General features: G+C 52.3%; 19 protein-coding genes. 6 read left to right on the forward strand and 13 right to left on the reverse strand.

Translation table 11 applies throughout. The features are described from left to right. Positions 1 to 88: 88 nt before the first annotated feature. Positions 89 to 1,021 carry a 50S ribosomal protein L3 N(5)-glutamine methyltransferase gene (prmB, locus tag L975_RS08475; RefSeq protein ID WP_039046023.1) on the reverse strand — a complete coding sequence of 311 codons (933 nt, stop codon included), beginning with the start codon at positions 1,019 to 1,021 and terminating at the stop codon, positions 89 to 91. 76 nt (positions 1,022 to 1,097) lie between these two features. Here prmB and smrB point away from each other — a divergent pair, with 76 nt between their 5' ends. After that, positions 1,098 to 1,622 carry an endonuclease SmrB gene (gene smrB / locus L975_RS08480; RefSeq protein ID WP_047708121.1) on the forward strand — a complete coding sequence of 175 codons (525 nt, stop codon included), beginning with the start codon at positions 1,098 to 1,100 and terminating at the stop codon, positions 1,620 to 1,622. An 84-nt stretch (positions 1,623 to 1,706) separates the two neighbouring features. Here smrB and sixA read toward each other — a convergent pair whose 3' ends face one another. Continuing rightward, positions 1,707 to 2,183, reverse strand: coding sequence for a phosphohistidine phosphatase SixA (gene sixA, locus L975_RS08485; protein ID WP_039046021.1), 477 nt, complete (start codon positions 2,181 to 2,183; stop codon positions 1,707 to 1,709). A 268-nt stretch (positions 2,184 to 2,451) separates the two neighbouring features. Between sixA and L975_RS08490 the strand changes: the two genes are divergently transcribed. Further along, a complete protein-coding gene (locus tag L975_RS08490) occupies positions 2,452 to 5,229 on the forward strand; it encodes an insulinase family protein (RefSeq protein ID WP_047708123.1) in 2,778 nt (925 codons plus the stop codon). Between the two features lie 128 nt (positions 5,230 to 5,357). Here L975_RS08490 and L975_RS08495 read toward each other — a convergent pair whose 3' ends face one another. From L975_RS08495 to fadI, 3 genes are all read right to left on the reverse strand, one after another. Then, entirely contained in the window at positions 5,358 to 5,816 is a 459-nt protein-coding gene (locus L975_RS08495; RefSeq protein WP_010862152.1) for a YaiI/YqxD family protein, read from the reverse strand. 112 nt (positions 5,817 to 5,928) lie between these two features. Beyond that, entirely contained in the window at positions 5,929 to 8,058 is a 2,130-nt protein-coding gene (gene fadJ / locus L975_RS08500) for a fatty acid oxidation complex subunit alpha FadJ (protein ID WP_047708125.1), read from the reverse strand. Further along, positions 8,058 to 9,368, reverse strand: coding sequence for an acetyl-CoA C-acyltransferase FadI (fadI, locus tag L975_RS08505; RefSeq protein WP_047708126.1), 1,311 nt, complete (start codon positions 9,366 to 9,368; stop codon positions 8,058 to 8,060). Before fadI ends, fadJ begins: the two co-directional genes overlap by 1 nt. A 488-nt stretch (positions 9,369 to 9,856) precedes the next feature. On the opposite strand from fadI, the gene L975_RS08510 reads away from it, so the two are divergent. Beyond that, positions 9,857 to 11,623, forward strand: a complete 1,767-nt coding sequence (locus L975_RS08510; protein WP_081632794.1) for a BatD family protein — start codon at positions 9,857 to 9,859, stop codon at positions 11,621 to 11,623. A gap of 195 nt (positions 11,624 to 11,818) precedes the next feature. On the opposite strand, the gene L975_RS08515 is transcribed toward L975_RS08510, so the two are convergent. Beyond that, the gene (locus L975_RS08515; protein WP_010862156.1) at positions 11,819 to 12,109 is read right to left on the reverse strand and encodes a YfcZ/YiiS family protein; all 291 of its coding nucleotides are present in this window, start codon (positions 12,107 to 12,109) and stop codon (positions 11,819 to 11,821) included. Positions 12,110 to 12,599: 490 nt separating this feature from the next. Between L975_RS08515 and L975_RS08520 the strand changes: the two genes are divergently transcribed. Both L975_RS08520 and L975_RS08525 read left to right on the forward strand, forming a co-directional pair. Then, entirely contained in the window at positions 12,600 to 13,862 is a 1,263-nt protein-coding gene (locus tag L975_RS08520; protein WP_047708128.1) for an outer membrane protein transport protein, read from the forward strand. Between the two features lie 477 nt (positions 13,863 to 14,339). Next, positions 14,340 to 15,647, forward strand: a complete 1,308-nt coding sequence (locus L975_RS08525; RefSeq protein ID WP_047708129.1) for an outer membrane protein transport protein — start codon at positions 14,340 to 14,342, stop codon at positions 15,645 to 15,647. A 150-nt stretch (positions 15,648 to 15,797) separates the two neighbouring features. On the opposite strand, the gene L975_RS08530 is transcribed toward L975_RS08525, so the two are convergent. From L975_RS08530 to iolC, 7 genes are all read right to left on the reverse strand, one after another. After that, positions 15,798 to 16,562, reverse strand: a complete 765-nt coding sequence (locus tag L975_RS08530) for an MlaA family lipoprotein (RefSeq protein WP_010862159.1) — start codon at positions 16,560 to 16,562, stop codon at positions 15,798 to 15,800. Between the two features lie 585 nt (positions 16,563 to 17,147). After that, positions 17,148 to 18,362 (reverse strand): aromatic amino acid transporter, encoded by a 1,215-nt coding sequence (locus L975_RS08535; protein WP_010862160.1) that lies wholly within the window; start codon positions 18,360 to 18,362, stop codon positions 17,148 to 17,150. A gap of 90 nt (positions 18,363 to 18,452) precedes the next feature. Continuing rightward, positions 18,453 to 19,913 carry a tryptophanase gene (gene tnaA / locus L975_RS08540; RefSeq protein ID WP_047708130.1) on the reverse strand — a complete coding sequence of 487 codons (1,461 nt, stop codon included), beginning with the start codon at positions 19,911 to 19,913 and terminating at the stop codon, positions 18,453 to 18,455. Positions 19,914 to 20,160: 247 nt separating this feature from the next. Continuing rightward, positions 20,161 to 20,235 (reverse strand): tryptophanase leader peptide, encoded by a 75-nt coding sequence (gene tnaC, locus L975_RS18740; RefSeq protein ID WP_071596455.1) that lies wholly within the window; start codon positions 20,233 to 20,235, stop codon positions 20,161 to 20,163. Between the two features lie 354 nt (positions 20,236 to 20,589). Then, positions 20,590 to 21,429 (reverse strand): 5-deoxy-glucuronate isomerase, encoded by an 840-nt coding sequence (iolB, locus tag L975_RS08545; protein ID WP_047708132.1) that lies wholly within the window; start codon positions 21,427 to 21,429, stop codon positions 20,590 to 20,592. 203 nt (positions 21,430 to 21,632) lie between these two features. Continuing rightward, complete coding sequence (iolE, locus tag L975_RS08550) at positions 21,633 to 22,523, reverse strand: myo-inosose-2 dehydratase (protein WP_010862163.1); 891 nt, start codon at positions 22,521 to 22,523, stop codon at positions 21,633 to 21,635. Between the two features lie 158 nt (positions 22,524 to 22,681). Further along, on the reverse strand, positions 22,682 to 24,592 hold the full coding sequence (iolC, locus tag L975_RS08555; RefSeq protein ID WP_047708133.1) for a 5-dehydro-2-deoxygluconokinase: 1,911 nt from the start codon (positions 24,590 to 24,592) through the stop codon (positions 22,682 to 22,684). 531 nt (positions 24,593 to 25,123) lie between these two features. Here iolC and L975_RS08560 point away from each other — a divergent pair. Next, positions 25,124 to 25,943, forward strand: an 820-nt coding sequence (locus L975_RS08560) for a membrane protein (protein ID WP_047708135.1), incomplete at its 3' end; no start/stop codon positions are given.

A 25,943-nucleotide genomic window follows, 5' to 3' on the forward strand; every position in this document is an offset into this window, starting at 1 on the left:
AATGCGCAAATAATTCGGGCAGCTCAAGGCTGCCCGAGGGGAAATTGCACATTTTCTGCCGCATCAGCTGCGGCTATCGCGTGAACAATCAGTCACGAAACGGCGCAAAGTGGTGGTAATGATCCACAATCTGCTGACGCGTCAGCATGAATACGCCCAGACCACCGTGCTCGAACTCCAGCCATGTGAATGGGATCTCTGGATATTGCGCTTCCAGATGCACCATGCTGTTGCCCACTTCGCAAATCAGCACGCCATCTTCGGCCAGATAATCTGGCGCACCAGCCAAAATGCGCTTGGTCAGCTTCAGACCATCCATACCCGAAGCCAAGCCGATGGCTGGCTCGTGGTGATATTCATCCGGCATGTCGGCGATATCTTCTGCGTCAACATACGGCGGGTTAGTCACGATCAGGTCATATTTGTCCTGTGGCAGATCGCGGAATACATCAGAGCGGATCGGGATCACGCGCTGCTCCAGCGCATGCGCATAGATGTTTTGCTCGGCTACCGTCAGGGCATCGGTAGAGATGTCGACCGCATCCACTTCTGCATCGGGGAACTCGGCGGCGCACGCAATGGCGATACAGCCGCTACCGGTGCACATGTCCAAAATACGCAGTGGTTCGCGTGGCAGCAGGCCATCAAAATGGTTTTGGATCAGCTCGCCAATCGGAGAGCGTGGGACCAGTACGCGCTCATCCACATAAAATTCCATGCCGCAGAACCAGGCACTGTTGGTCAGGTATGCCACCGGCACGCGATCGTTAATGCGGCGCAGCACGCGCTCGACGATGCGATGACGCTCGCTCGGCGTCAAACGGCAGTTACGCATATCTGCAGGGAAATCCAGTGGCAAAAAGAGGGTCGGCAGCACCAGTGCTACCGCTTCATCCCACGGATTATCGGTGCCATGACCGTAATACAATCCGGCAGCATTAAAACGGCTGACTGTCCAACGCAGCATATCCTGAATGGTATGCAGCTCGTTGACCGCCTCGTCGACAAAAATCTTATCCAATTTACCCTCCGAAACGCGATAATCTGCCGCTGATTTCCATATAATTAGCGTAATGAGTTCAGACACAGACAATCACATGAAGAAAAAACACACACTGTCCGAAGACGATACCACCCTGTTTCGCGACGCGATTCAGGGGGCGAAAAAGATAAAGCAGGATACCATAATCCGGCCACGCATCCAGCGCCCTGAGCGGGTAGAGGTGCGCGAACAGCAGGAACAGCGTGATGCCAGCTTCTATTTTTCTGACGAGTTTCAGCCCCGTCTGAGCGAAGAAGGCCCTATGCGCTATGTGCGCGAGGATGTCAGCCATTATGAGCTCAAACAGTTGCGCCGAGGCGATTTTACGCCGGAGCTGTTTTTGGATTTGCACGGATTAACGCAAGAACAAGCCAAACAAGAGCTCGGCGCGCTGCTGGCTGCCTGTCGCCGCGAGCACGTAGCCTGCGCCTGCGTGATGCACGGCTATGGTCGCCATGTGCTGAAACGGCAAACGCCGCTGTGGCTGGCGCAACATCCACTAGTGCGCGCTTTTTATCAAGCTCCTAAAGAATGGGGTGGCGATGCCGCGCTGCTGGTTCTGTTAGATGTGGTGGAATAACTGGCGCTGACATGCGAGAAAAACCAAAGAAAACGCAGGAATAACGGGCTTACATGCAGTAAGCCCGACGCTGTGGTGTGCGCGTTACAGTAAGTTGGCTGGTTGGATAATTTGCAGCAACTTGCCATGACCGGTGTCGGCATCTAGCTCAATGCAGGCCACACCGGAGGTTGCAAACATTGGCGGCACGGTGCCTGGGCACAAATCGGCCACCAAATACCCCACCAGCGGCAGGTGGGACACAATCAGCACGCTTGGCACCCCATCAGCGGCCAGCGCGGTCAGATAATCCGCCGCCGGCTGAGGATTACCTTCTGGGATCAGCGAATCCCACACCTCTTCTGGCTGAGCCACCGGCAACACCGCTCGCACGGTATCCCAGGTTTGCTGCGCCCGCAGATACGGACTCACCAATGCCTTTGCTACGCCACCTTCGGTTTGTCCGCTCAGCCATTCCGCCATCAGACGGGATTCCTGACGACCACGCGGGGTCAGCGCACGCTGAGCATCACTGGCCGCATGGGATTCCGCCTCACCGTGGCGCATAATAAATATGTACATAGATAACCGTAATGTTATGTTTTTTATCGCATTATCCGGTCTGTTTTACTTATTTAACCCAACCGGATCCTGTCATTGCCCGCTCATTGTGCCTTAATCCGTTCAATAACTAAACGTTTCACCGGTGAAAGTGCGGCCTGCGGCGAGCGGATATAGGTATGACTAAAGAAAATTGCACCACACTGATTCCCGCTCCATAATGGGAGTCAGAAAGACCATTCTCTGTCACGAGCGCCGTCCATACATCTGATAACAACGAGGCACCGCCGTGTATCAAAGCCCGAACGATCATAAACAGTACCGTCATCTGGTATTAGCCAATCAACTGCGTGTGTTGCTGATCCATGACCCGTCCACAGCACGGGCGGCAGCGGCGCTGTCGGTGCGCGCCGGTCACTTTGATGATCCGATCGACCGTCAGGGAATGGCGCATTTCCTTGAACATATGCTGTTTCTCGGCACTCAAAGCTACCCGCATCCGGGAGAGTTCCAGCAATTTATCAACCGCCACGGCGGCAGCAATAATGCGTGGACCGGTACCGAGCATACCAACTACTTTTTCGAGATAGTGCCAGATTATCTGCCGGAAGGGCTGCAGCGTTTTGCCGGTTTCTTTACCGAACCTTTATTCAATCCAGAATTGGTGGATAAAGAGCGCCAAGCCATTGATGCCGAGTACAAACTCAAACTCAATGATGACACGCGGCGCTTGTATCAAGTGCATAAGGAAACCGTCAATCCCGCGCACCCATTTGCCAAATTCTCAGTCGGCTCTCTCGATACGCTGGCCGACCGCGAGCACGCGTCGGTGCGCGATGATCTGTTGCGTTTTTATCAACGCTATTACTCCGCCGATCGCATGTGCTTAACCATTTTAAGCGCCCACGATCTGGACAGCCTAGAGCAACTGGCCGAGCACTGCTTTAGCGCCATTCCGTGTCAGCCTACATCGGTACCAGAAATCTTGCCTCCGCTGTATCGCGAGCAAGATTTAGGCATTTTGATCCACGCCAAGCCGAAAAAAGAGACCCGCAAATTAACCCTGACCTTTGGTTTACCCAATTGCGATCAGTTTTATCGGCAAAAACCGCTCTCTTTTATCGCTCATTTGCTCGGCTATGAAGGCCAAGGCAGCCTGCTGTCATGGCTCAAACGCCAAGGTTGGGCGAACACCTTATCCGCCGGAGGCGGGATCAGCGGCAGCAATTTTAAAGATTTCAGCGTTAGCCTACTGCTCACCCCAGAAGGGATGGCGCATGTGCCAGAGATCGTCAGCCAGATTTTTGCGTATCTGGATCTGATTCGCCAACAGGGTTTGCAGGCTTGGCGCTACGCGGAAAAGCGCAGCGTGCTGGATACGGCATTCCACTTCCAAGAGCCGAGTAAACCGCTGGATTTGGTCAGCCATCTGGTGATGAATCTGTTTTTGTATCCACCAGAAGATCTGCTGTGTGGCGATTACCTGATGCAGACTTTCGATGAAGCGCAGATCCAACACTTCCTCAGCCAAATGCAGCCCGATCGTTGCCGCCTGACGTTGATCGCCCCCGATCTGCCTACCGATCGCCAAGCGCAGTGGTATTTCACGCCGTACAGTGTGCGCCCACTGCCTGCCGAATGGCTGGCTCAGTGGCAACAACCGCAGAGCAATCCGGCGCTGTATTTACCGCCAGAAAACCCGTATTTGGTGGATAATCTGCAACCGCAACCGTTGCACGATGACAAGCCCTACCCAACTTTGCTGCAAGACCAGCCCGGTTTTCGCTTGTGGCACTATCAAGAGCCAGAATTTCGACTACCTAAAGGGCATATCTATATTGCGATCGACAGCCTAAACGCCGTCAGCTCGCCGCGACATGTGGCGCTGACCCGTTTGTGTGTTGAGATGCTGATTGATTCGCTGACTGAAGCGACCTATCCGGCAGAATTGGCGGGAATCGGCTATAACATTTACGCCCACCAAGGCGGCGTGACATTGCAGTTATCCGGTTTTAGCGCCAAACAGCCGCTGCTGCTGCAAACCATTTTGCATCGCTTTCGTCACCGCGAGTTCCGGCAAGAGCGTTTCGATACCATCCGCCAGCAACTGCTGCGTAACTGGCGGAATGTGACGGAAGAAAAACCAATTTCCCAACTGTTCAATCAGCTAACAGGCTTACTGCAACCGAACAATCCGCCGTACAACAAGCTGTTACCCGAACTGGAAAAAGTGACGCTGGCTGAGTTACCGCCCTTTGTTGAGCAGATGTTCTCGCATGTGCACATCGAAATGCTGATGTTTGGCGACTGGCCGGAATCGCAAGCGCGGTTACTGGGCGAGATGCTGACCACCCATTTGCTGACCGACAGCAATCCGGGCCATGAAACTCGGCGTCAATTGGTCAGTATTCAAGGCCGCGGTAGCCTGCTGCGTCAATACGATTGCGCACACCACGATTCGGCGCTGCTGGTGTATTACCAGTCTGCGCACTACGCGCCGCGAGATATTGCGCTATCTATCTTCACCAATCACCTGATGTCTGCCACGTTCTTCCATGAGCTGCGCACTCGCCAGCAATTGGGTTACATGCTCGGCTCAGGTAATCTGCCGCTCAACCGCTTCCCGGGGCTGATTTTTTATGTGCAATCACCGGTCGCTGGCCCGACACACTTGCTGGAATCGATTGATGATTTTATCAATGCCTTCCCGTTGGTATTGCTGGAGCTGACCGAGCAGCAATGGCAAGCCAGTAAACAAGGGCTGCTGGCTCAAATTAACGAGCCAGATACCAACTTGCGCACCCGCGCTCAGCGTTATTGGGTCAGTATCGGCAACAAAGATTGGACGTTCGATCAACGCCGCCGAATTGCCCATGCGGTGGCATCGCTCACCCGTGCCGAGGTGATCCGCTTTATCGTCACCCAGCTCAAACCGCGCACGGCAGACCGTTTAATCTTGAGCAGCCACGGCGAAGCGCACTTAAACCAAGAGCGACTGCGTGTTGAGCATGTGATTACCGATGCGGGCGCCTTCCAGCGCCAAAGCCGCAAGCTGGAAACGCCGTAGCGGATATCAACACTAATATCGCCAAGCTCGCCAACACAGATGCTGACTCTGACCGCGTTAACCGCGCGGTCATTCTTTTGGCATCTTTATGGGTATCGCAACGCATAAAGATTTAACGGCTTAAAGTATTAACGACAACTGCGCTGATAGCTGACTAACCAACGATCGAGCTCACCGGCAAACGCTTGGCGATCACGTTGGCTAAAGGCCGCCGGCCCGCCGGTTTGGATCCCACTGGCGCGTAGGGTATCCATAAAATCACGCATGTTCAGACGCTGACGGATATTTTCACTGGTATACAGCTCGCCGCGCGGATTCAAGGCAATCGCTTTTTTCTCCAGCACTTCCGAGGCCAACGGAATATCGGCGGTGATCACCAAATCTCCCGCCTGTGCACGGCGCACAATTTCGTTATCGGCCACATCAAATCCGGCCGCCACCTGAATACTTTGAATATAACGTGATGGTGGCACCGCCAACGGCTGATTGGCCACTAAGGTCACCGCAACACCCACGCGCTCAGCGGCACGAAACAAAATCTCTTTGATCACTTTTGGACACGCATCGGCATCCACCCAAATTTGCATAGCTTGACTCAACCCGCTAGGGAAAAACGGCAGCATAACAGTGGCGGCGACATAAAAAAACCAGCCTTACGGCTGGTTAACAAAAGGAGTGATTTTAAAGGAGGTTATCTTATTATTCTGAATAGAATTTCTCATTCCCCTGCGCCATCTGCAACAAGCGCTCACAAGGTTCAAAGCGTTGGCCAAACCGTTTCGCATGTTCCTGCAGACGGGTTGTCAGCTGTGCAGCGCCGATGCGATCCATGTAACGGAACGGGCCGCCTAAGAACGGAGGGAAACCGATACCGAAAATCGCCCCAATATCCCCATCGCGTGGGCTGCGGATAATCCCTTCATCTAAACAGCGTGCCGCTTCATTAAGCATCATCAGCACACAGCGTTCGGCCAATTCTTGTGGATCTTGGTTGGTACTCGGCTGTACACCCAGGACCTTGTACACGGAGGTATCCGGCAGCTTCTTCCCTTTACGCATTTTTTTGCCGTACAGGTAAAAACCGCGCCCATTTTTACGCCCTTTACGATCATCTTTGAGCAGGGCGCTAAAGGCGTCAGGCGCAGCAAAACGCTCACCGAGCGCTTCTTGCAAAATAGGCGAAATCTTAGCGCCGACATCAATGCCCACTTCATCCAGCAACGTAATCGGGCCTACAGGGAAGCCAAAATCCATCAGCGCGGCATCAATATGCTCGATACTGTCACCGGCCAACAGGCAGCGCGCCGCCTCATTCATGTACGGAGCCAGAATCCGGTTAACATAAAAACCGGCCTGATCCGCCACCACGATGGCGGTTTTGCCCTGCTTACGCGCAAATTCGACCGTGGTCGCGATGGTCTGCGCCGACGTGCCGGCATGCGGGATCACTTCCACCAACGGCATTTTGTCGACTGGACTGAAATAATGCAGCCCGATCACATTTTCAGGTCGCTGCGCCTGCGCCGCAATCTGACCGATCGGCAATGAGGAGGTATTGGAGGCAAACACGGTATCGACGCGGCAATGTTGTTCAACATCCGCCACCATCTTTTGTTTGAGTTTCAGATCCTCAAACACCGCTTCGACCACCAGATCGCGCTCGGCAAACGCAGTGTAATCCAGCCCGCCGGAGAGCATCAGCATCTGTTTTTGCATCTGCGCAGGCAGCAGGATTTTCTTCTTCACCCGTTTGTTCAAAATATCGTAGCTGTAACGCAGCGCATGGTTAATCCCCGCACTGGCCACATCTTTAATGCGCACCGGTAACCCGGCTTTGCTGGCGGTCACAAAGGCAATCCCGCCGCCCATCAAGCCGCCACCTAATACACCAATACTCTTGAGCGGCAGCGGCATAGCGCCCGCTTCACGCTCTTTTTTCATCTCGGTGGTGGCAAAGAAAATCGAGCGCAGTGCGGCAGACTCTGGGGTCATTACCAGCTCACCGAACTCGCGCGCTTCGGCCTCTAAACCAGCGGCCATGCCCTTTTCTAAGCCACACCGCACCACATCCAAAATCTTCTCAGGCGCGGGATAATTGCCACGGGTTTTACTTAAGGTTTGCTTGGTCGCCTGATTGAACACCAGATTGCGCCCCGCGCTGTTGCCTTCCAGCAACCAGCCCATCGCACCGCCCGGTTTACTGCGTTTCGGTTTCGGTTGCAATGCCAACTCTGCGGCGGCCTGCAGTAAAATACTCGGCGGAACCACATCATCCACCAACCCCATTTTACGCGCTGATTTTGCCCGTACACTGCGCCCAGTCAGCATCAAATCTAAGGCCTTGGCAACGCCAATCAGACGCGGCAGACGCTGCGTTCCACCAGAGCCAGGCAACAGACCCAGCTGCACTTCCGGTAACCCCAGTTGGGTTTTATCATGCTCGGTACACACGCGAGCGTGGCAAGCCAGTGCCAGCTCTAGCCCACCGCCTAAGCAAGCGCCATGAATCGCCGCCACCACGGTAAACGGCAGCGCTTCCAACTCGGCCATCACCGCATGCCCTTGGCGCGATAAAGTTGCCGCTTCATCGGCGCTACGGCAGGCGGCCAACATGCTGATATCCGCTCCGGCGACAAAAGAGTCGGTTTTACCGGAAATTAGCACCAGACCGCGAACATCATTACGATTTTTCAGATCGGATAAGATCGCGCGGATCTGTTCGCCAAACTCAGCTTTCAAGGTGTTTACACTATCGCCAGGGACATCCATGGTCAGTACGCCAACCCCGTCATCCCTGACCATTAAGGAAAATGCGCTTTGTGTAGTCATTATTCGCTCTCCAATACCATGGCGGCACCCAATCCGCCGGCGGCACACGCGGTGTTCAATGCCAATCCGCCGCCACGGCGCTTCAGCTCACGCAATGTCTGGGTGATCATCCGCGCGCCGGTGGCCGCAAACGGGTGACCATAGGCTAAAGAGCCGCCCAGCACGTTGAATTTGTCCATATCTACTTCGCCTATGGCTTGGCTACGGCCTAATTTATCGCGTGCAAAATCCGCACTGGCAAACATCCGCAAATTAGCCAAGGTTTGCGCGGCAAAGGCTTCGTGCATGTCAATCAAGGTCAAATCGGATAAGGTGACGCCAGCACGCTCAAGCGCCAGTGGCGTGGCATAAGACGGCCCCATCAGCATGTCTTGCCACACATCGATAGCCGCAAAAGCATAGCTACGAATAAAGCCGAGCGGGGTCAGACCAAGCGCCTTGGCGCGCCCTTCGCTCATCAACATGACGGCAGCAGCGCCATCGGTCAACGGCGTACTGTTTGCCGCCGTCACCGTACCGTGGCGGCGATCAAAGGCCGGTTTGAGACGAGCATAATCGGCGAGCGTGGAGTCACTGCGGATATTGTTATCTTTTTCTAGCGGCGCTTTGTACGGAGCCGAATACGCCGTCATCACTTCATCGGCCAACAAGCCATCGGCCCAAGCACGCGCAGCCAGATGGTGCGAGCGTAGCGCCAGCTCATCTTGCTCGGCGCGGCTAATGTGATAGGTTTTGGCCATCTGCTCGGCGGTTTGCCCCATCGATAAGCCGGTGGAATACTCTGCCACCGCCGGAGGAACCGGCAGTAAATCGCGCAAACGTAGGCTGGAGAAAATCTTCAATCGCTGACTGAGACTGCGCGCTTTATTTAAATCCACCAACGCGCGCGCTAATTTTTTCGACACACCAATCGGCAGTACGGAAGAGGAATCGGCGCCACCGGCAATGCCGGTTTCGACTGTGCCGCTGACAATGCTGTCACAAATATTGGCGACGGCTTGAAAGCTGGTCGCACAGGCGCGTGAAACGCTGTACGCATCGGTATGAATGCTCATTCCGGTGCCTAACACAATTTCCCGGGCGATATTGGGCGCTTCGGGCATCTGCACCACTTGGCCGAACACCACTTGATCAATCAGTTGTGGATCAAGGCCACTACGCAGCAGCAGCTCATTGACCACCATTTTTCCCAGATCCAACGCCGGTACGCCGTGAAATGCCGTCGCCTGACGGGCAAACGGGGTGCGTAATCCTGCCACCACCGCAATACGCTCACCGCTACGCGTGGTAAGGTTTTGTACCGCTTTCATGTGAACTCCTTTCAGAAATAGGCGCGCCAGTCTGCCGTGCTGGTCAGACCTGAACACCTTGAGTGTAACCTCTTGTTCACAATATTCAAACAACTGTTTGAGGCAGAAATGGCTTAGCCGGTAACGTTGAAGATCTATCCCTCGTGTTTAGCCTCAAGGCCAACCACTCCGACAATGAAGACACAATGAAGACACAATGACGCTGTCATTTTTTTGACTGCACGGTGTCAATTGTTACCCACCCCACGAGTCACAATAACTACGACCACCGATGGCCGTGGCTCACTCTCGCCGTGCTCAGCATTCGTGGGTCGGTACGGCGGACTCACCTCCTCTGCCTTGTGTCTTACTTCCCTTACCTTGCCTGACCGTTCCAAGATAAGGCATATTTTTTGCTTACTTTTTTCTAGGAAAAGTTTCCATTACAGCGTCGCCAATACGCCGCTCTGTTTGTGCTGATACGTGGCCGGTTATCGACCGGTTACAGGATGCGTGTTATTTCACTCGATTCGGACATAGTCACCATTATGCTGATGGTACGCGATACCTTGCGCTCAATAACACTCTGGAAAACAGGGATAGCCTTGCTCTGTCTGAGCCTCAGCCCGCTGGCACAGGCCCTGACCAAACTGGATATCAGTATTGATAAAGAGCCGGTGGAACAAGGGCAACCTTTTACCCTGACCATCACCGCCGATGATCTGCTGCCCAATGAGGCGCTGGATCTCTCCCCGCTGTTTGGGCAGTCATTTGTGGTCGGTAACACCGAATATAACCAGATCCCTGCCGATAAAAAGCAACCGGCGGCAACCCGCTGGAAAACCACGTTGATGCAGGATCAAACCGGTAATTACCAAATTCCGGCACTGACTATCGATAACATCGCCAGCCAACCACTGGCCTTTAATGTGGTGCCGGCAAAAGTGGAAGAGAAAAAAGAAGAAGTACCTGCCGAGCCAGCAAAACCGGTGATCACCTTGGATCAAGCGGTACTGAATACGCGCCTGTCTAAGCCGGTCGCCTATCCAGATGAAGCGGTATATCTGGATATCGATTTGGAGCTGGCCAGCGAATTGCTCGATGGCGTGCTCTCTACGCCTGAGCTCAGCAACGGCACCTTGCGCCAAGTTGGCCAAGACCGCTCTTGGAGCTTAATGCGCGATGGTAACCGCTACCAGATTGTCAGCCGCCGCTATCAAATCATGGCGCATGAGCCGGGTAACATCACCATCAGCAATATCCGTTTTCGCGGTACTGTGCGTGGCAGCAGCCAATTGCAGCCACCGCTGAATGCCTACGCGGAAGCCATGCCGGTTACGTTGAACGTCCGCCCACTACCAAAAGACTTAGCCGCCAACTGGCTACCGGCAGAGAAAGTTTCGTTAGAAGAGACCTGGTTCCCGCAGCCTACCGCAGCGAAAGTCGGGGAGCCGCTGACTCGGACTATCCGTCTGCGCGCTCGTGGTTTGGGCGATAAGCCACTGGTGATGCCTGAGATTGTCTACCCTGCCGAACTCAGTTTGCATGCCCAACCGGTGGAGCAACGCCGCACCGTGAATGGGGAAACCGAGCTGGAAATTCGCCATATTCTGATGCCGAAGCGCACCGCCAATAATGTGATGCTGCCTGAAATCAGCCTGACCTGGTGGAATACCCAGACCGAAAAAGCCGAAACTGCCGTACTGGCAGCTCAGCCGCTGGTGATCAGCAGTAATCCAGCGCTCAGTCAGCCGGTGGTGCCGATGGTGAAACCGAAAGAGAACTACGCTAACCTCTTTGGCTACATTGCGATCTTCGGTGGTTTCTTACTGGCCGGTGGCCTGTACTGGCATTTCAGTCAAAAACGCAGCTTGCGCAACGAACTCAGCCGCCTGTCATTAATGATGCCAAGTGAGCCGGAGCCGGAAGAAAAAGCCTGGTTGGAGTTAGAGCAAGCTCTCAACAGCCATGAGCCGGCGCAGATCACCCGCGCGCTCAGCCAATGGGCGCGTCAACGTTGGCCGGGGCGCAAGTTCACTCACTTTGCTGAATTGCCAAGTGGCGATGCTATCGATCGTGAGCTAACCCGTTTGCGCCGTAGCAAAGATAATAAGAGCAGCTGGAATCCGCAGACACTGCGCCAGTTACTGCATCGAATCCGTGGGATCCGCAGCTATAACAGCAATAGTGCACCGACAGTCAGTACGCCGGTCACTGATTTACGCCGAGATGATGATTTTCCGAAAATCAGCCTCAAGCTGGATGACAAGGATTAATCCGATTCTCCGAGTGCATTAATAATGCTCTACATGAGAAAAGGCGCCTGAGAAAAGATGCATGAAAAAAGGCCGTATCCAAGGATACGGCCTTTTATTTTGTTCGCTATTTTACCGTATCGGCAGACAAGCATTAGAGCCTCGCCCTACACGGTGCGACCAACACCCGCAACGCATGCAGGTTTATCGCGTAGATTAACGCAGCGCCAGCTGGAAAATCATCGTTTCAGCTTGGCAGGAGAAAGAGAAATCTGCACTCAGCTTGAAACCATCAGCAATCTCAGTGATATCGCTGGTGATATCACACGGTTCAGATTCGATATCACGAGCTTTTTGAGTCCACTTGGCCAAAAATGCTTCCGCCTCGTCTTTGGTCGCAAAAACTTTCTCAAGGCTAGCAGTGCAATCGGTGTTATCCAGAATGGTGCCAACATCCATACAGCAGCAAGCAGCGGTTTCTTGTGCGCGGCAGATATCATTAGACATAAATAGGTCCTCTCGTGAGCCGAATAAAATCAAACAGCCAAAACCTCAAATAAGGTATGGGATTATCATACACGGCTCATCAGTCTGACCCAACAGGAATTATGTGCTTCATTTTTAGCACTGGATTTGATTGCTCAAGTGTTAACAAAAGATTGAATTATGTATTATCTGAATGAATCAGCGTGAAAAAATCCACGTTTCAGCTCACATTCCGCGTAATATCTACGTTTCAGTTGAAATATTTATAAATACCTGTTTGCAATAAACTTTTAATTATCATCTTTATCCAATTAAAAATGATAACGTTACTCATGGTCAATATGAGTCTGTTTTTCGAACAAAACAGCCTGAAAAAGTGTTAACAAAAGGTTATTTTGCGCTTATATTGACCACTGGTCTGATTTCAGCAGACCGGCTAAGCCCCTACAATCCGCGCAACCCTCCATGAAGGGGGGACCGCAAATAATAATCACAGACAGAGAATCTGTATATGAACAAGAAGAACCTGTTAACCAAATCAGCTCTGGCTACCGCAGTGGCCTTATTATCCGCCAATGCCAGCGCCGCCGGCTATCAGATTGGTGAGCACTCCGCTTCCGGTCTGGGTCGTGCTTTCGCCGGTGAAGGTGCCGTGGCCGACAACGCCGCAGTCGTGATCCGCAACCCAGCCGCCATGATGATGTTCGATGCGCCGTCTATCTCTGGTGGTTTAACCTATATCGATCCAGAAGTGGATGTGAATGGTACTACTGGCGGCCCGCGCAAAATCCCAGCCAATGCCAGTGATATCGCACCATCAGCGGTAGTACCGTTTGGCGCGGTTATTTATCCAGTTAATGAACAATGGGCTCTGGGTGGCGCACTGTTTTCTAACTACGGCCTCTCTACCGACTTCCCAACGGATTTTAGTGCCGGTTTCTTAGGCGGTAAAACAGAACTGACCACCGTAAACGCTAACTTAAGTGCAGCTTACCGCTTAAACGAGCAGTTCAGTTTTGGTTTGGGCTTGAACGCGGTATATGCTGACGCTGAGCTTGTTCGTCATGCCGGCATTTTAGGCCAAGCATTACAAAAACCAGCCTCAACCGAAATCGCCTATCTGAAAGGCGACACTTGGGCATTTGGTTGGAACATCGGTGCGATGTGGGAAATCAACGAAGCCAACCGCTTGGCGTTGACCTACCGCTCTAAAGTGAAATTAGACTTTGATGGTGATTCACGCGGTATCCCATCAAAAAATCAAACCGTTCCGGCTAACCTGAAAGTGGATCTGCCAGATATCTGGGAAATCTCTGGGTATAGCCGTCTGAATGAGCAATTTGCGCTGAGCTACGGCATCATGCGTACAGGCTGGAATGCATTTGAAGAGTTAAAAGCGACCAGCTCTCAATGTGCCGGTGGTGTGTGTCTGCAAAAAGACGAAAGCTTTGAAACCGCTTACCGTTATGCGCTGGGTGGTACTTACTACTACAGCCCAGAGTGGACTTTCCGTGCAGGTTTAGCCTATGACCAAAAAGCGTCTAGCAAACACCCGTCAATCTCTATCCCGGATCAAGATCGTGTATGGTATACCTTGGGTACCACTTATGCGTTTGATAAGAACCTGAGCGTTGATGCTGGCTTTGCGTACCTGAACGGCCGTGGTGCTAATTTTAAAGAAGACTTCCAATCGCCTGTCGGTAACATTCCATCCCAATTCGATTCCAAGGGTGATGCGTACCTGTACAGCGTTGGTCTGAACTACACCTTCTAATATCGCGTATCGGATACATCCCTACATTCTCGAGGATGTTTTCTGAATGCTAAAAAGCCGGTCATCATGACCGGCTTTTTTGTACCTGTTACTCCTGCCTAACATTACTATCAACTCATAATAATGGCGCACAGCGGTAGCAAAATATTCCCTTTCATTTTGATATATCGATAGCTTATTGAGCGAACTAAAATACCTCAGCGGTTCTATGAATCGGCATGTAATGAGCATCATTGCGCTTAAAAACCGCTTTAAAATCAACCAACTTCAGCGTACACCGTGAAAAACAGCTGTACGCTGAAATTCAATTTGAGCGTACAGGCATTCGCCGAGACTCGATATAAAATTTCATTTAATTAATAAATTATAGTTTTAAACTCTGTTTTTATACCCATTACTGAAGAAGATTTGTATTAGGGATTGAGCGCACTACCATGCCGATACACATTTTCTCCATTCCAACGACATCTACTTATAATGAACAAGAAGAATATTGCGCGTTTGATTACCGGTGCGCTTTCCGGTGGACTGTTAATGCAAGCCCATGCCGCAGGGTTTCAATTAGCTGAATACTCAGCTACTGGCCTTGGCCGCGCCTTCGCAGGTGAAGCCGCCATCGCTGACAATGCTTCCGCTCAAGCCCGTAACCCAGCGCTGTTGGCGCAATTCGATTCGCTGAATGTGTCTGCTGGCGCGATTTACGTTAACCCGAATATCGACCTGAAAGGCACCACCACCACGCCACTGCATACCAAAATCGCAACCCAGGCTCGTGATGTCGCCGGTGATGCGTGGATCCCGAATGCCTATGCGGCAATGCCAATCAACGAGCGTTGGTTTGCAGGTTTAGCCATCAATTCTAACTTTGGTATGTCGACCGATCTGGAAAGCTCCTTTGCTGGCACCCAGTTTGGTAACCACACCAAAGTTCGCACAGTTGAATTCAATCCGAACATTGCTTACAAACTGAGTGACGAATGGCAACTGGGCGCCGGTGTTCGCTACGTACAAGGTGAAGGCTCAATTGGTGCTAGCGCGCCTTACTATCTGAGCGCCTTGCCAGAAACTAAACCATTTGCCGGTAAAACCCTCAAATACATGGAAGGCGATGACCATGCCTGGGGTTGGCAAGCCGGTGCTGTTTGGCAACCAACAAAAGATACCCGCATCGGTGCCGCTTACCATTCACAAATTAAACTGGGCCTGAGTGGACACGCTGAAGGGCTGGTTTATGATATGGCGATGCGGCAACGCAATGGTCAATATCCTGGTGTATTGCCACTGACCTTGCCGGCCAGCGCTGAATTGGCAGCATTCCATCAGATCACCCCACAATGGGCAGTGCACGGTAGCCTGAACTGGACCGAGTGGAGCAAATTCAAAGAGCTGGTAGCTGATATCCAAGGTCTGGGTAATGACACAGTGAAAGTTGAAAACTGGCGTAATAGCTACCGCTTAGCGTTAGGTACCACTTATACACTGGACGATAGCACTCGCCTGCGCGGTGGCGTTGCTTACGATCGCTCAGCGGTTGATAGTGCAAACCGTACCTTAAGTATTCCAGAAATGGATCGCTACTGGTTCAGTGCGGGGGTCGGCCATGATTTCACCCCGAACCTGACTGTTGATGCCGCATTGACTTACATTGCCGGTAAAAAAGCGGATGTCTCTGAGCCACGTCCACACATCGCGAACGATGCACAAGCGGGCATGATGGGGACGTTCACCGGACAAGCCAGCGGTGATATCTGGTTGACCGGTGTGCAAGTGACTTACCGCTTCTGATCCACGCATCAGTCGCCATTGCAGGATAAAAAAAATAAAGGCACCTAACGGTGCCTTTATTTTTTGCTCTAGAGTCAGTGACGGCTGACCGTTTCTGGCCTGTCGACCATGTTGTCATGCCATCAAACAACTCAGCGCAATGTCATCGCATCAATCAATTTCATCAATGACGTCGTTGAGCTCTTTGGCATTCGGGTTTTCAGTGGTCGGCGCGCGGCCACCGCTGACAATGAAGTTCTGATTTTGGAAATAAGCGTCACGGAACAAGATATACGAGTCTGGCGAATTACGCAGCAGAGCATCTTTATCCAACGCATCAGCACGGCTATCAATGCCTTCCAACGCCCACTTAGCCACGCTACCCCATGGTGTGATCAGCGCCAACGGCACATAGGTGGAGTCCACCAAGCCGCCGATATCCTGTCGTGGCGTAAATGAGCCATAACCTGGCACCATCACGTATGGACCAAAACCGACGCCATAATGGCCCAGCACATGGCCAAACTCACGCTGATTTTCTTTTTGCATACCGGCAGCGCCAGCCACATCGACCAGACCTAACAGACCAAAGGTGCTGTTAATCCAGAAGCGGTTGAAATGGACAATGGCTTCTTTGGGCTGCCCTTGCAGCAAGTAGTTCACCGCAGAGGCTGGCTCATCCAGATTACTCAGCACATTACGAATGCCGGAAGTAATCGGCTTAGGGGTATTACTCCAACCGACCGCTAATGGACGCAGAATATACGGGTCCAGTACGTCGTAGTTGAATTTCCACATCGTACGGTTAAACCCTTCAAACGGGTCATTAATCTGGCTATCGACCGCACTGCTCGCTTGCGCTTGATCAGGTTTTGCCGCGCAACCGGCTAATAACGATGCGGCCACCAGTAAACTGACTGCAGTTTTTTTATCCATGTTGTTCCATCTGCGAAAACCGGACAACAGTGCAAGTCCGGCTGTATTAACGTTTTGATTATAAAAGCGTAAAGCGAGTACACCGCGTTGATCATGCGCACTCTGATCACGTACTGCTCACGCCAGTGCAGAATAACTGTCTCTGCGTCATCGTCCTGATATTGGGCAGCAAAGGCTGTTTTCGCCTTGCCTGCGTGTCCGTCCCCCTCTTTCCATCACGACGCTCTTGAGTTCGCAAGAAACGAGGGTATTGCTTAATGGTAACAATTTTAGCATAACTTTACTGCTTCTGATGTGTAGTGCGACATACTGACAGGAATGAGGCTAGCCCTTCAGCAATGACTCAGCGCTTAGTTTTCGGAACACGTCATAACCCCCAGAAAGCCGAGCACCCTAACGGCTGGCGATTAAACAGCTCATCAATACACGTAGCAAAAGTCAGACAGGGAAAACTTAAGAGCAAAACAGAGAGGGAAAGAGAGAGACAAAAAAGCCGCATACCGGGACGCATACGGCAAATACAGCGGAACAAAACGCAGTGTTAGGCCAGACCTCATCGGTGACATGACCTAACACCGTAGACCATCAGCCATTAAAGACCGGTAGATGCCCCAGCATAGACAGGAAATGGAACACAGCCGTCAGCAGACCAAACAGAATCACCATAATGATCATCGGCTGGCCACCCGGCGCGATGAAGCCCTCTTGTCCTCCTTTCATGGCACGTGATTTATACGCCAGCAACGCGGGGATAATACAAGCCCATACGGTGGCGGCCGCACCTGCGTAACCGATTGCCACCACGAAACCAAAAGGAAACAGCAGCGACATCAACAGCGGCGGGAAGAAAGTGACGGCCCAAGATTTGGTCCGGCCCACTTTGGTGTCATCAAACTTGAAGAAATCCGCCAGAAAATCGAACACCCCCAGACCCACACCAATGAACGATGAGAGGATCGCAGCCATAGAGAACGCATGAATAGCTTTAGCAATGCTAGCCGATTCAATCACACTGCCCAGCTGCTTTAACAGCACATCAACGTTCCCGCCTTGTTGGATCACCGGACCAAACTGATCGCGTGGCAAGTTGCCGAAAATACTCACCAACCACAGGCAATACAGCGCCAGCGCAATCACCGTACCGCCCAAAATGGCGCGCTTGGCTTTATGCTCGCAGCCGTAATAGGCGCGCATAGAGGACACTGAGTGGTGATAACCGAACGAGGTCAGGGCTACCGGCAACATCGCCATCGCATACGGTGCATATTGATGTTCTTGGCTCACCGAGTCGAACAAGATAGACAAATTCACTTTGCTGGCTAAACCCGAAACGCCGAACACGAAACTTAATACCATGAAGGCAATCAAAATAACCGAAATACGGTCTACGGCGCGGGTGGAATGCCAAACGAATAATGAGAAACAGAGCACAAATAAAACGGAGGCAATTTTACTGTTTATCCCCATCAAATCTTGAATAATTAATCCAGAGGAAGTGATATAGGCATACAGTAATATTCCGCCGACAAAATAGACGGTCAGATTATTGAAGAAATTAACTTTCTCGCCGAGGAGTTCTTTGGTAACGGAGTTAAAAGAGACTTTCAGATCGTAATGTTTAAAGGCTTCTAGCAGCATCCAGCCAGATATCGTCATCACCACCATGGTAATCGCGATTGCTAAAATTGACCACAGCGTCCATGCTCCGGCCCCGGAACTGGGTAATCCCAGCATACCTGCACCGACACACACACTGGCAATAATACAAGAACCACCTATTAAAGAGGGACTCCGTTCCATATTGTGCTCTCTCATTATTCAGATTATCGGGGGGATTTATTATTTTTACGCAAAAAAAGAGCGCAACATTGCTGTTGCGCTCAGAGAGATTTACAGTGCTGCTTCTAATTCAGCGCCCGATTTCACGTTAGCAGGGGCAATTTCTTTCAAGCGTGCCGTAAAGTGGCGTAATACGGCTGGCTCATAAGTAAATTCCAACCCTTTCACATGATGGGCATTTTTCTTCACCTCTTGGAACGCTTCGATGATGAAGTCCATGTGCGACTGGGTATAGGTTGCGCGTGGAATAGTCAGACGCAACAACTCAGCCGGGCATGGATGCTGTTTGCCGGTTGCAGGGTCACGACCCAGCAGCAGAGAGCCGATTTCCACCGCGCGGATCCCCGCCACTTTGTACAGCTCACAAGCCAGTGCGTGTGCTGGGAACTGATCGGCTGGGATGTGCGGCAGCAGTTTGCCTGCATCCACGAATGCCGCATGACCACCGGCTTGCTGACAGACCACGCCGATCGCTTCCAGACCGTCTACCAGATACTGCACCTGCTGGATCCGGTAGGCCAACCACTCCTGACGCATACCGTCGTACAGGCCCACTGCCAGACGCTCCATCGCGCCGCCTTCCAGACCACCGTAGGTCGGGAAGCCTTCTTGCACCACGCATAGGGTGCGGCAGTCGGTGTACACATCCATCATGGATTCATCTTTAAAGCACAGCAAACCGCCCATCTGCACCATGGCATCTTTCTTGGCGGACATCGCTAGGCCATCAGCATACTTGTAAGTTTCGCGGGTGATCTCTTCGATAGTCCAGTCTTGATAGCCCGGCTCGCGCTGCTGAATAAAGTAGGCGTTTTCGGCAAAGCGCGCGGAGTCCATGATCACGGGGATATCGTATTTACGCGCGATTTCATACACCGCTTTGAGGTTAGCAATAGATACCGGCTGACCGCCGGCGGAGTTACAGGTAATGGTGCTGACAATGTAAGGAACATTGGCCGGGCCGGCTTCCAGAATCGCCGCTTCCAGTTTCTCCAGATCGAAGTTACCTTTAAAATCTGCCGTCACCGAGGTGTCGAACGCTTCTTTAGTGTAGACGTTTTTCGCTACACAGCAGTTCACTTGCGTGTGGCCTTGCGTGGTATCAAAGAAGTAGTTAGACAGCGCCACCATCTTGCTGCGATCTAGCCCTTTTTCTTTTTCACGCTTTTTAATCAATACCGGGATATAAATCTGCTCAGCACCACGCCCTTGGTGGGTTGGAATAGTCAGCTCATACCCGAAAATATCTTTCACTGCATTGGCCAGCGCATAGTAACTACGGCTACCGCTGTAGGCTTCATCACCGCGCAGCATCGCCGCCTGCATGTCTTGGGTAATCGCACCGGTACCGCTGTCAGTCAGCAGGTCAATAAACACATCTTCACTGTCGAGCAGGAACGGGTTCATCCCTGCCTCAACAATCGCTTTTTCACGATAAGCACGGGTAGTACGTTTTACTGGCTCAATAACACGAATACGGAAAGGCTCTGGTAAGTGTTTGAAGTTTTCCATGGTATGACCTTATTTTATTTAATTTGATAAATTAAACGGAATATTTAATCGCAACGAAAAGTTAATGTTATAGGCGAATAATATCCCGCCGAGCCACTAGCTCGAGATAAATTGGATTCACAACGAATCAGGTGTTAATTAACAATCAATAAATCACTAACCGCCGAAATAATTATTTTCGGAGTGCAATAGTTATAATTGACTGTATGCAGGCGCAGAGATGCATGACGCATATCTGGCAAGGAGATTATGCGGCAGGAATAAAGAAAGCGATTTTGTGGTCTAGTGTAACCCAACTTTTAGACTGATTTGAGTTAGCCATTTTATTTTCACCCTAAAATATATCTATTTCAGTGAACAAACTCATTATGGAGAGGGAATAATAAATCGTCATCTGCTAATGCATGAAAGTGAGATGTCGAGTACAAAAAATAAAAACTCTTTCCCGCCCGATTTATGGCTTTTTTATTTATAACAGGAATACGGTGTTTTTTGTTACTCAGGCACGGCGAGATGTCACATTTATACTCTACTTTCTTTCGGTCAATCGGCTACCGCACCGACCTCGACCGGTTAAGGTTAATGACAAGGATTAAAATCGCAGACACAAAAATCATAGACACAAAAAAGGAGGCGGTATGCCTCCTTGCTGTATGGGGTGAAATTCAATGGCGCGTTATGCATACGCCTCAGTGTTGATCCACGCATGCTCGGGCTCCCACGTAAAACGCCATTGGCGCACAGGACCCGCCATCACATTCAGATAATAGTTATCGTAACCGGCCAACGTCGCGACCGGATGATAACCGCGCGGCGCCATCACCACATCTTTGTCATACACCGCCATCGACTCATCCAACGAACGATCATCGGTGTACACACGCTGGAAACAAAAACCCTGTGGCGGGTTGATGCGGTGGTAATAGGTTTCTTCCAGATAAGTTTCGTGCGGTGGATTAGCAGTGTCATGCTTATGACTAGGATAAGAGCTGGTACAGCCCTCTTCGGTGAACACTTCCACCACCAGCAAACTATCGGCCTGCGCGGTGTCAGGCAAAATATTGTGCACATAGCGCCGATTATGACCACGGCCTCGCGCCTCCGCGCCGATATCCGCCGGTGTAATCAGACGCGAGGGATAGGTGCCTTTGCCCGGTGCGCGGCATACCGCCAGCTCCAACGGCGATAAGGCAGTGAGCTGGCAGCTGTCGCCTTGCGTTACATATACGGCATAGGGCTTTTTATGCTGCCCGCCAGACTGCGCCGGTTCACAGGCAAACGGGTTATCTCGCTCACCGATTGCCGCGTATTCAGCATGTGGTGTGGTAACCGTCGCCATCCCACCAAGTAACACCAGACAGCGCTCATCGTTATCAGCAGCAAACGACAGCTGCTGGCCTGCTTGCAATTCATACACAGTAAATCCGACATGCTGCCAGCCCGCCCGCGCCGGCGTGATATTTTGAGTTTGCCCGGTGGCATCAGGCTGCTGGTAACGGGATAACAGGCTTGGCATGTTCAGCTCCTTAAACCTTAGCGTGTAAAGATCGCGGTTAAATTTAAGACTTAAAAAGTGCGGTTTAGATGCAATCACAGCCAGTATGACAAGCATACCGGCTGAGTGGTGACCACAATAAGGGTGACAGCAATCGTGGTTAGAATAATCGTAGTTAGAACAATACGCGCTCACCTAAACCCGATGAGCGCTTCGGCTAACCCTTACAGCAGGCCGGCGTCTTCGGCAAAGCGGTGTAAATTGTTATAGCCAAGGCGCGCGTAAGTCAGCGGATGGGCAATCGCTGGATCTTGCTCCGCTTCCACCACCAACCAACCTTGGTAATTTACCCGCTTAAGCTCACGGAATACCGCCGGATAGTCCACACAACCATCACCCGGTACGGTATAAACACCGGCCAGTACCGCATTGAGGAAGCTCATTTTTTTGTTCTTCACTTCGGCCAAGACCGCTGGGCGCACATCTTTACAGTGCACGTGGTTGATGCGTTTTGCCCAGCGCGCCGCCACCGCTACTGGATCGACTCCGGCAAAGGTCAGGTGACCGGTATCCAGCAGCAATCCCACTTCCTCACCGGTATGCTGCATCAGCAGATCGATATCCTGCTCAGTTTCAATCATGGTGCCCATGTGATGATGATAGGCAATCTGCACCCCCTGACTTTGGGTATAGCGGGCAAACTCGGTCAGTTTGGCGCCATATTCCGCCCAGCGCTCGGCAGGGAAATGCGGACGCTGATTGACCGGCACTTGCTGCTTACCGTGAATACAATCCGTCACTTCACAGAACACCATCACGTTAGCACCGAGCTCGCGCAGTAAAGTCAGGTGATCTTGCACTGCGGCAATTTCCTCCTCCACACTGCGCGTCAGCAGTTCACCGGAGTACCAGCCAGACACCAGTTTCAGTTGGTGACGCGCCAAAATCGGGCCCAGCACACTGGCTTGGCGCGGGAACTTGTTGCCAAGTTCAAAGCCTTCGAAACCAGCCAGTTTACCTTCGCTCAGGCAGGTTTCTAGCGGGGTTTCCGCCCCCAGAGAAGGCAGGTCATCATTGGTCCAGGTCAGCGGGTTAATGCCCAGTTGTACGGTCATGATCGTGCTCCTTGAGATAAGACGGTTCCGGTATCGAATCCCGGTATCAAATCAATGTAGGGTTGATGTTTTAAATCCTGATTTCCGTAACAAGCTCAATAATGGTTTTCTGATCCAATCGTCTGAAAAGCCCAAGTGATGAGATCTTCAGAGGTAAATCACTGCGCTTTGCGCTGCCGCCATAAGGCAATCAGACGCAAATAGTTATCACTGATCCGCGCAATTAGGGTGTCATCATCAATGTTGCCGGCCAGCCAATCCCGTGACGGCTGTCCAAACAAGGTGCGGCCCACGGCAAATCCTTTCACGCGGCTGGACGCCGCAGAGGCGGCAAATCCGGCGGCCAGCTCACTTTCTGGCGCATCCAAGCCCAGCAGAACCACGCCGCGGCAATGCGGATCGCGCTCGGCAATCAAGGCATCCAACGTCTGCCAACTTGCGGCCTGCAGCGGCGGTAACTTCCACCAATCCGGTTTGATGCCAAGGTTATAAAAGCGCTGTACGGCGCGCAGATACAGATCATCGGTGCGCGGCATGTTGGCCGGTAAAATCACTTCCAACAGCAACTCATGGCCGCTTTGGCAACAAGCGTTATACACTTCGCTGACCATACACTCTTGTTCGCGGCGCAATTGTGGTTGGTCTTCAGGATGGAAGAACACCAGACACTTCACCACGTGCTCTAGCGGCCAGCTCACCAACTGAGAGCCAATATCGCCGTGCTCCAACGCCAGCGGGCGTGACCCTGGCAGCTCAATCGGTCGGCCAATCCACCAGCCGCGACCGGTAACCTCATTGAGCACATCCTGACCGTAGGTGCTATCGCACAATAACCCCGCTTGCCCTTGTAGCCCCGCCATCTCAGCACTGCGACGGCTGGCGGCATAGATCAGCGATTTCAGCTGCGAAATACGGCTGAGCGGCGCTCCGGCCTCACGCGCCATATCGACAAACTGACTGCGATGATCGAAGGCCATCACGCACAGCTCATCCCAGTGCTGAGCACGCGTGGTCACGCGGTGCAAGTGATTAAGACGCTCATCCAAATCCGGACGCGGCACTTCTGCGGCGCGGCTTAAATAGTCGTCTAACTCTTCGGCGGTCGGCATCGCTGGCGCACAGCCGTGGCGCGACACCACCAATGCGCCACAGGCATTGGCATAGGCGCACGCTTGCTCCCAGCTTTCTCCGCGCAAATAGCCGCGCAGCAAACCTGACATAAAGGCATCGCCCGCGCCCAACACATTCAGGACCGCCACGCGCACACCCTGTACGGTGATCCCCTCATCCAACGTCGCCGGAATAGCATCAGTAAAGACCGAGCAGCCAAGCGGACCGCGCTTGCACACCAGTACCGCGCCGGTCAGTTCACGCACCTTACGCAAGGCAGCGATGGTATCGGTTGAGCCACCGGCAATGTGGAACTCCTCTTCGGTGCCGACAATTAAGTCAAACAGCCCCAATACCTCTTGCAGCTGCGCGGTGACTTGCTCATCGGCGATGAAACGGGTTTCACCATCCCCCAAGGATGTCAGCCCCCACAGTACCGGGCGGTAATCCAGATCAATGGCGGTTTGTACGCCGTGACGGCGGGCATAGTGCAGCGCAGTCAGTACCGCATCGCGGGTTTTCGGGTGTGACAGGTGGGTGCCGGTGATCGCCAAACAACGTGCAGAAGCGATGTAGTTTTCATCCACATCGGCACGGGTAATCGCCATATCGGCGCAATTTTCACGGTAGAAAATCAGCGGGAAAGTCTCTTGGTCTTTAATGCCCAGCAGCACTAAGGCGGTCAGGTGTTCATGGTCAGTGATCAGATGGCTGGTATCACATCCTGCGCGGTTTAACTCTTCGCGCAGGAAACGGCCCATGTGTTCATCCCCTACTCGCGCCAGCATGGAAGAGCGCAACCCCAAGCGCGCGGTGCCAAAGGCAACGTTGCCAGATGAACCGCCGAGATATTTGGCGAAGCTACCCATATCTTCCAGACGAGAGCCAATCTGCCGGCCGTACAAATCTACCGCCACTCGCCCCATACAAATCAGATCAAATTTTTTTTCACTGTTCATGACTGACTCCATTCTCCATTACCCGCTGGGTAAACAGCAAAAGTGCAGGCTGCGCTTACTTTTGCCGGATGATTTTCGCCGAATGCTCCTTGGTGCTCACCCAAGCGAGCTCCCCGCTCCGGCATTTCATAGCAATCACGATACGGAATATTTATTTCACTAACAATGATTTTTGAACTTAAAATTTCAACATGTGATCAGACAGGAACTTTTGTTTCGCCAGAAGTCACAACTCCGCACTCATCCCCCATCGCGCCACGTCAATTCACTATGCAACGAACCCAATAGACAGCTCACGTAACACGCAGAGCCAAAGTAAGAGAAAAAGAAAAATAGAGAGTAAGAGGGAAAAAGAGAGAACCCCGCGGATGAAATGAAATGCATGAAACGGCAGATTAAGTGGTCGGCGAGTCAATGCAAACTGCGGGTAACAACACTGCAGAATAAGAGACAGCAGGACATGAGATAGTTCGCATTCTGCCTAGCACGAAATCAGTAAAATAAATTTTTAATTCATAGGGATAGAATGACGTGACCGGTAGCGTATTTGCCGCAATTTTGCTGGCCGCTTTTTTACATGCGCTATGGAACGCGCTGGCCAAACGTCATCCACAAGGACAAACCGGGGTACAGTGGGTCGCCCTGTTTTCGGGGCTATTTGCCCTGTTGCCACTGCCGTGGGTCGGCTTGCCACACGCGGCCGAATTACCTTGGCTGATGCTGTCACTCCTGATGCACACCGGTTATCTCTTATTTTTAGGCAAAGCCTACCAATTGGGGGATTTCGGCCAGATTTATCCTCTCGCACGCGGTAGCGCACCGTTACTTACCCTGCTGGCCGGTGCAGTGCTGCTCGGGGAATGGCCCCCCGAAACGGCGGCGCTAGGCGCAGTAGTGCTGATTGGCGGCATTTTATTGATGGCGCGAGCCAGCGCGGTGCGCGCTGTGTCACCGATAGCGGGAACGCCGCAAACCACCGCTGTTCAAGTCCCAACAGTAAGCCGAGTGCGCTTAATGGCCACCATCGGCGCGACCGCCTTGTGCACCACCGGCTACTCGCTGGCTGATGGTATGGGGGCTCGCGCCGGTGATATGCCGATCCGTTATGCGCTGTGGCTGTTTAGCTTAACCGCATTGCTCACGCCATTCTTGCTACGCCGCTATGCCGGTGTACATTGGTGGCGACCGGGGCGTCGGGTGTTGGTGCGCAGTGCCATTGGCGGTGCGCTGTCACTTATCGCTTACGGGATCGTAATTTGGGCGATGAGTCAGGCTCCGATTGGCTTAGTCGCGGCCCTACGTGAAAGCAGCGTGCTGTTCGCGCTACTGCTTTCGGTTGTGTGGCTCGGCG

Source organism: Plesiomonas sp. ZOR0011 (assembly GCF_000800945.1).
Lineage (GTDB): Bacteria > Pseudomonadota > Gammaproteobacteria > Enterobacterales > CAMTGL01 > Plesiomonas > Plesiomonas shigelloides.

Excerpts from the sequence above, each read along its gene's own strand:
- smrB (WP_047708121.1), top strand. The coding sequence starts at position 1,098 with ATGAAGAAAAAACACACACTGTCCGAAGACGATACCACCCTGTTTCGC.
- sixA (WP_039046021.1), bottom strand. The coding sequence starts at position 2,183 with ATGTACATATTTATTATGCGCCACGGTGAGGCGGAATCCCATGCGGCC.
- L975_RS08495 (WP_010862152.1), bottom strand. The coding sequence starts at position 5,816 with ATGCAAATTTGGGTGGATGCCGATGCGTGTCCAAAAGTGATCAAAGAG.
- fadJ (WP_047708125.1), bottom strand. The coding sequence starts at position 8,058 with ATGACTACACAAAGCGCATTTTCCTTAATGGTCAGGGATGACGGGGTT.
- fadI (WP_047708126.1), bottom strand. The coding sequence starts at position 9,368 with ATGAAAGCGGTACAAAACCTTACCACGCGTAGCGGTGAGCGTATTGCG.
- L975_RS08510 (WP_081632794.1), top strand. The coding sequence starts at position 9,857 with ATGCGTGTTATTTCACTCGATTCGGACATAGTCACCATTATGCTGATG.
- L975_RS08515 (WP_010862156.1), bottom strand. The coding sequence starts at position 12,109 with ATGTCTAATGATATCTGCCGCGCACAAGAAACCGCTGCTTGCTGCTGT.
- L975_RS08520 (WP_047708128.1), top strand. The coding sequence starts at position 12,600 with ATGAACAAGAAGAACCTGTTAACCAAATCAGCTCTGGCTACCGCAGTG.
- L975_RS08525 (WP_047708129.1), top strand. The coding sequence starts at position 14,340 with ATGAACAAGAAGAATATTGCGCGTTTGATTACCGGTGCGCTTTCCGGT.
- L975_RS08530 (WP_010862159.1), bottom strand. The coding sequence starts at position 16,562 with ATGGATAAAAAAACTGCAGTCAGTTTACTGGTGGCCGCATCGTTATTA.
- L975_RS08535 (WP_010862160.1), bottom strand. The coding sequence starts at position 18,362 with ATGGAACGGAGTCCCTCTTTAATAGGTGGTTCTTGTATTATTGCCAGT.
- tnaA (WP_047708130.1), bottom strand. The coding sequence starts at position 19,913 with ATGGAAAACTTCAAACACTTACCAGAGCCTTTCCGTATTCGTGTTATT.
- iolB (WP_047708132.1), bottom strand. The coding sequence starts at position 21,429 with ATGCCAAGCCTGTTATCCCGTTACCAGCAGCCTGATGCCACCGGGCAA.
- iolE (WP_010862163.1), bottom strand. The coding sequence starts at position 22,523 with ATGACCGTACAACTGGGCATTAACCCGCTGACCTGGACCAATGATGAC.
- iolC (WP_047708133.1), bottom strand. The coding sequence starts at position 24,592 with ATGAACAGTGAAAAAAAATTTGATCTGATTTGTATGGGGCGAGTGGCG.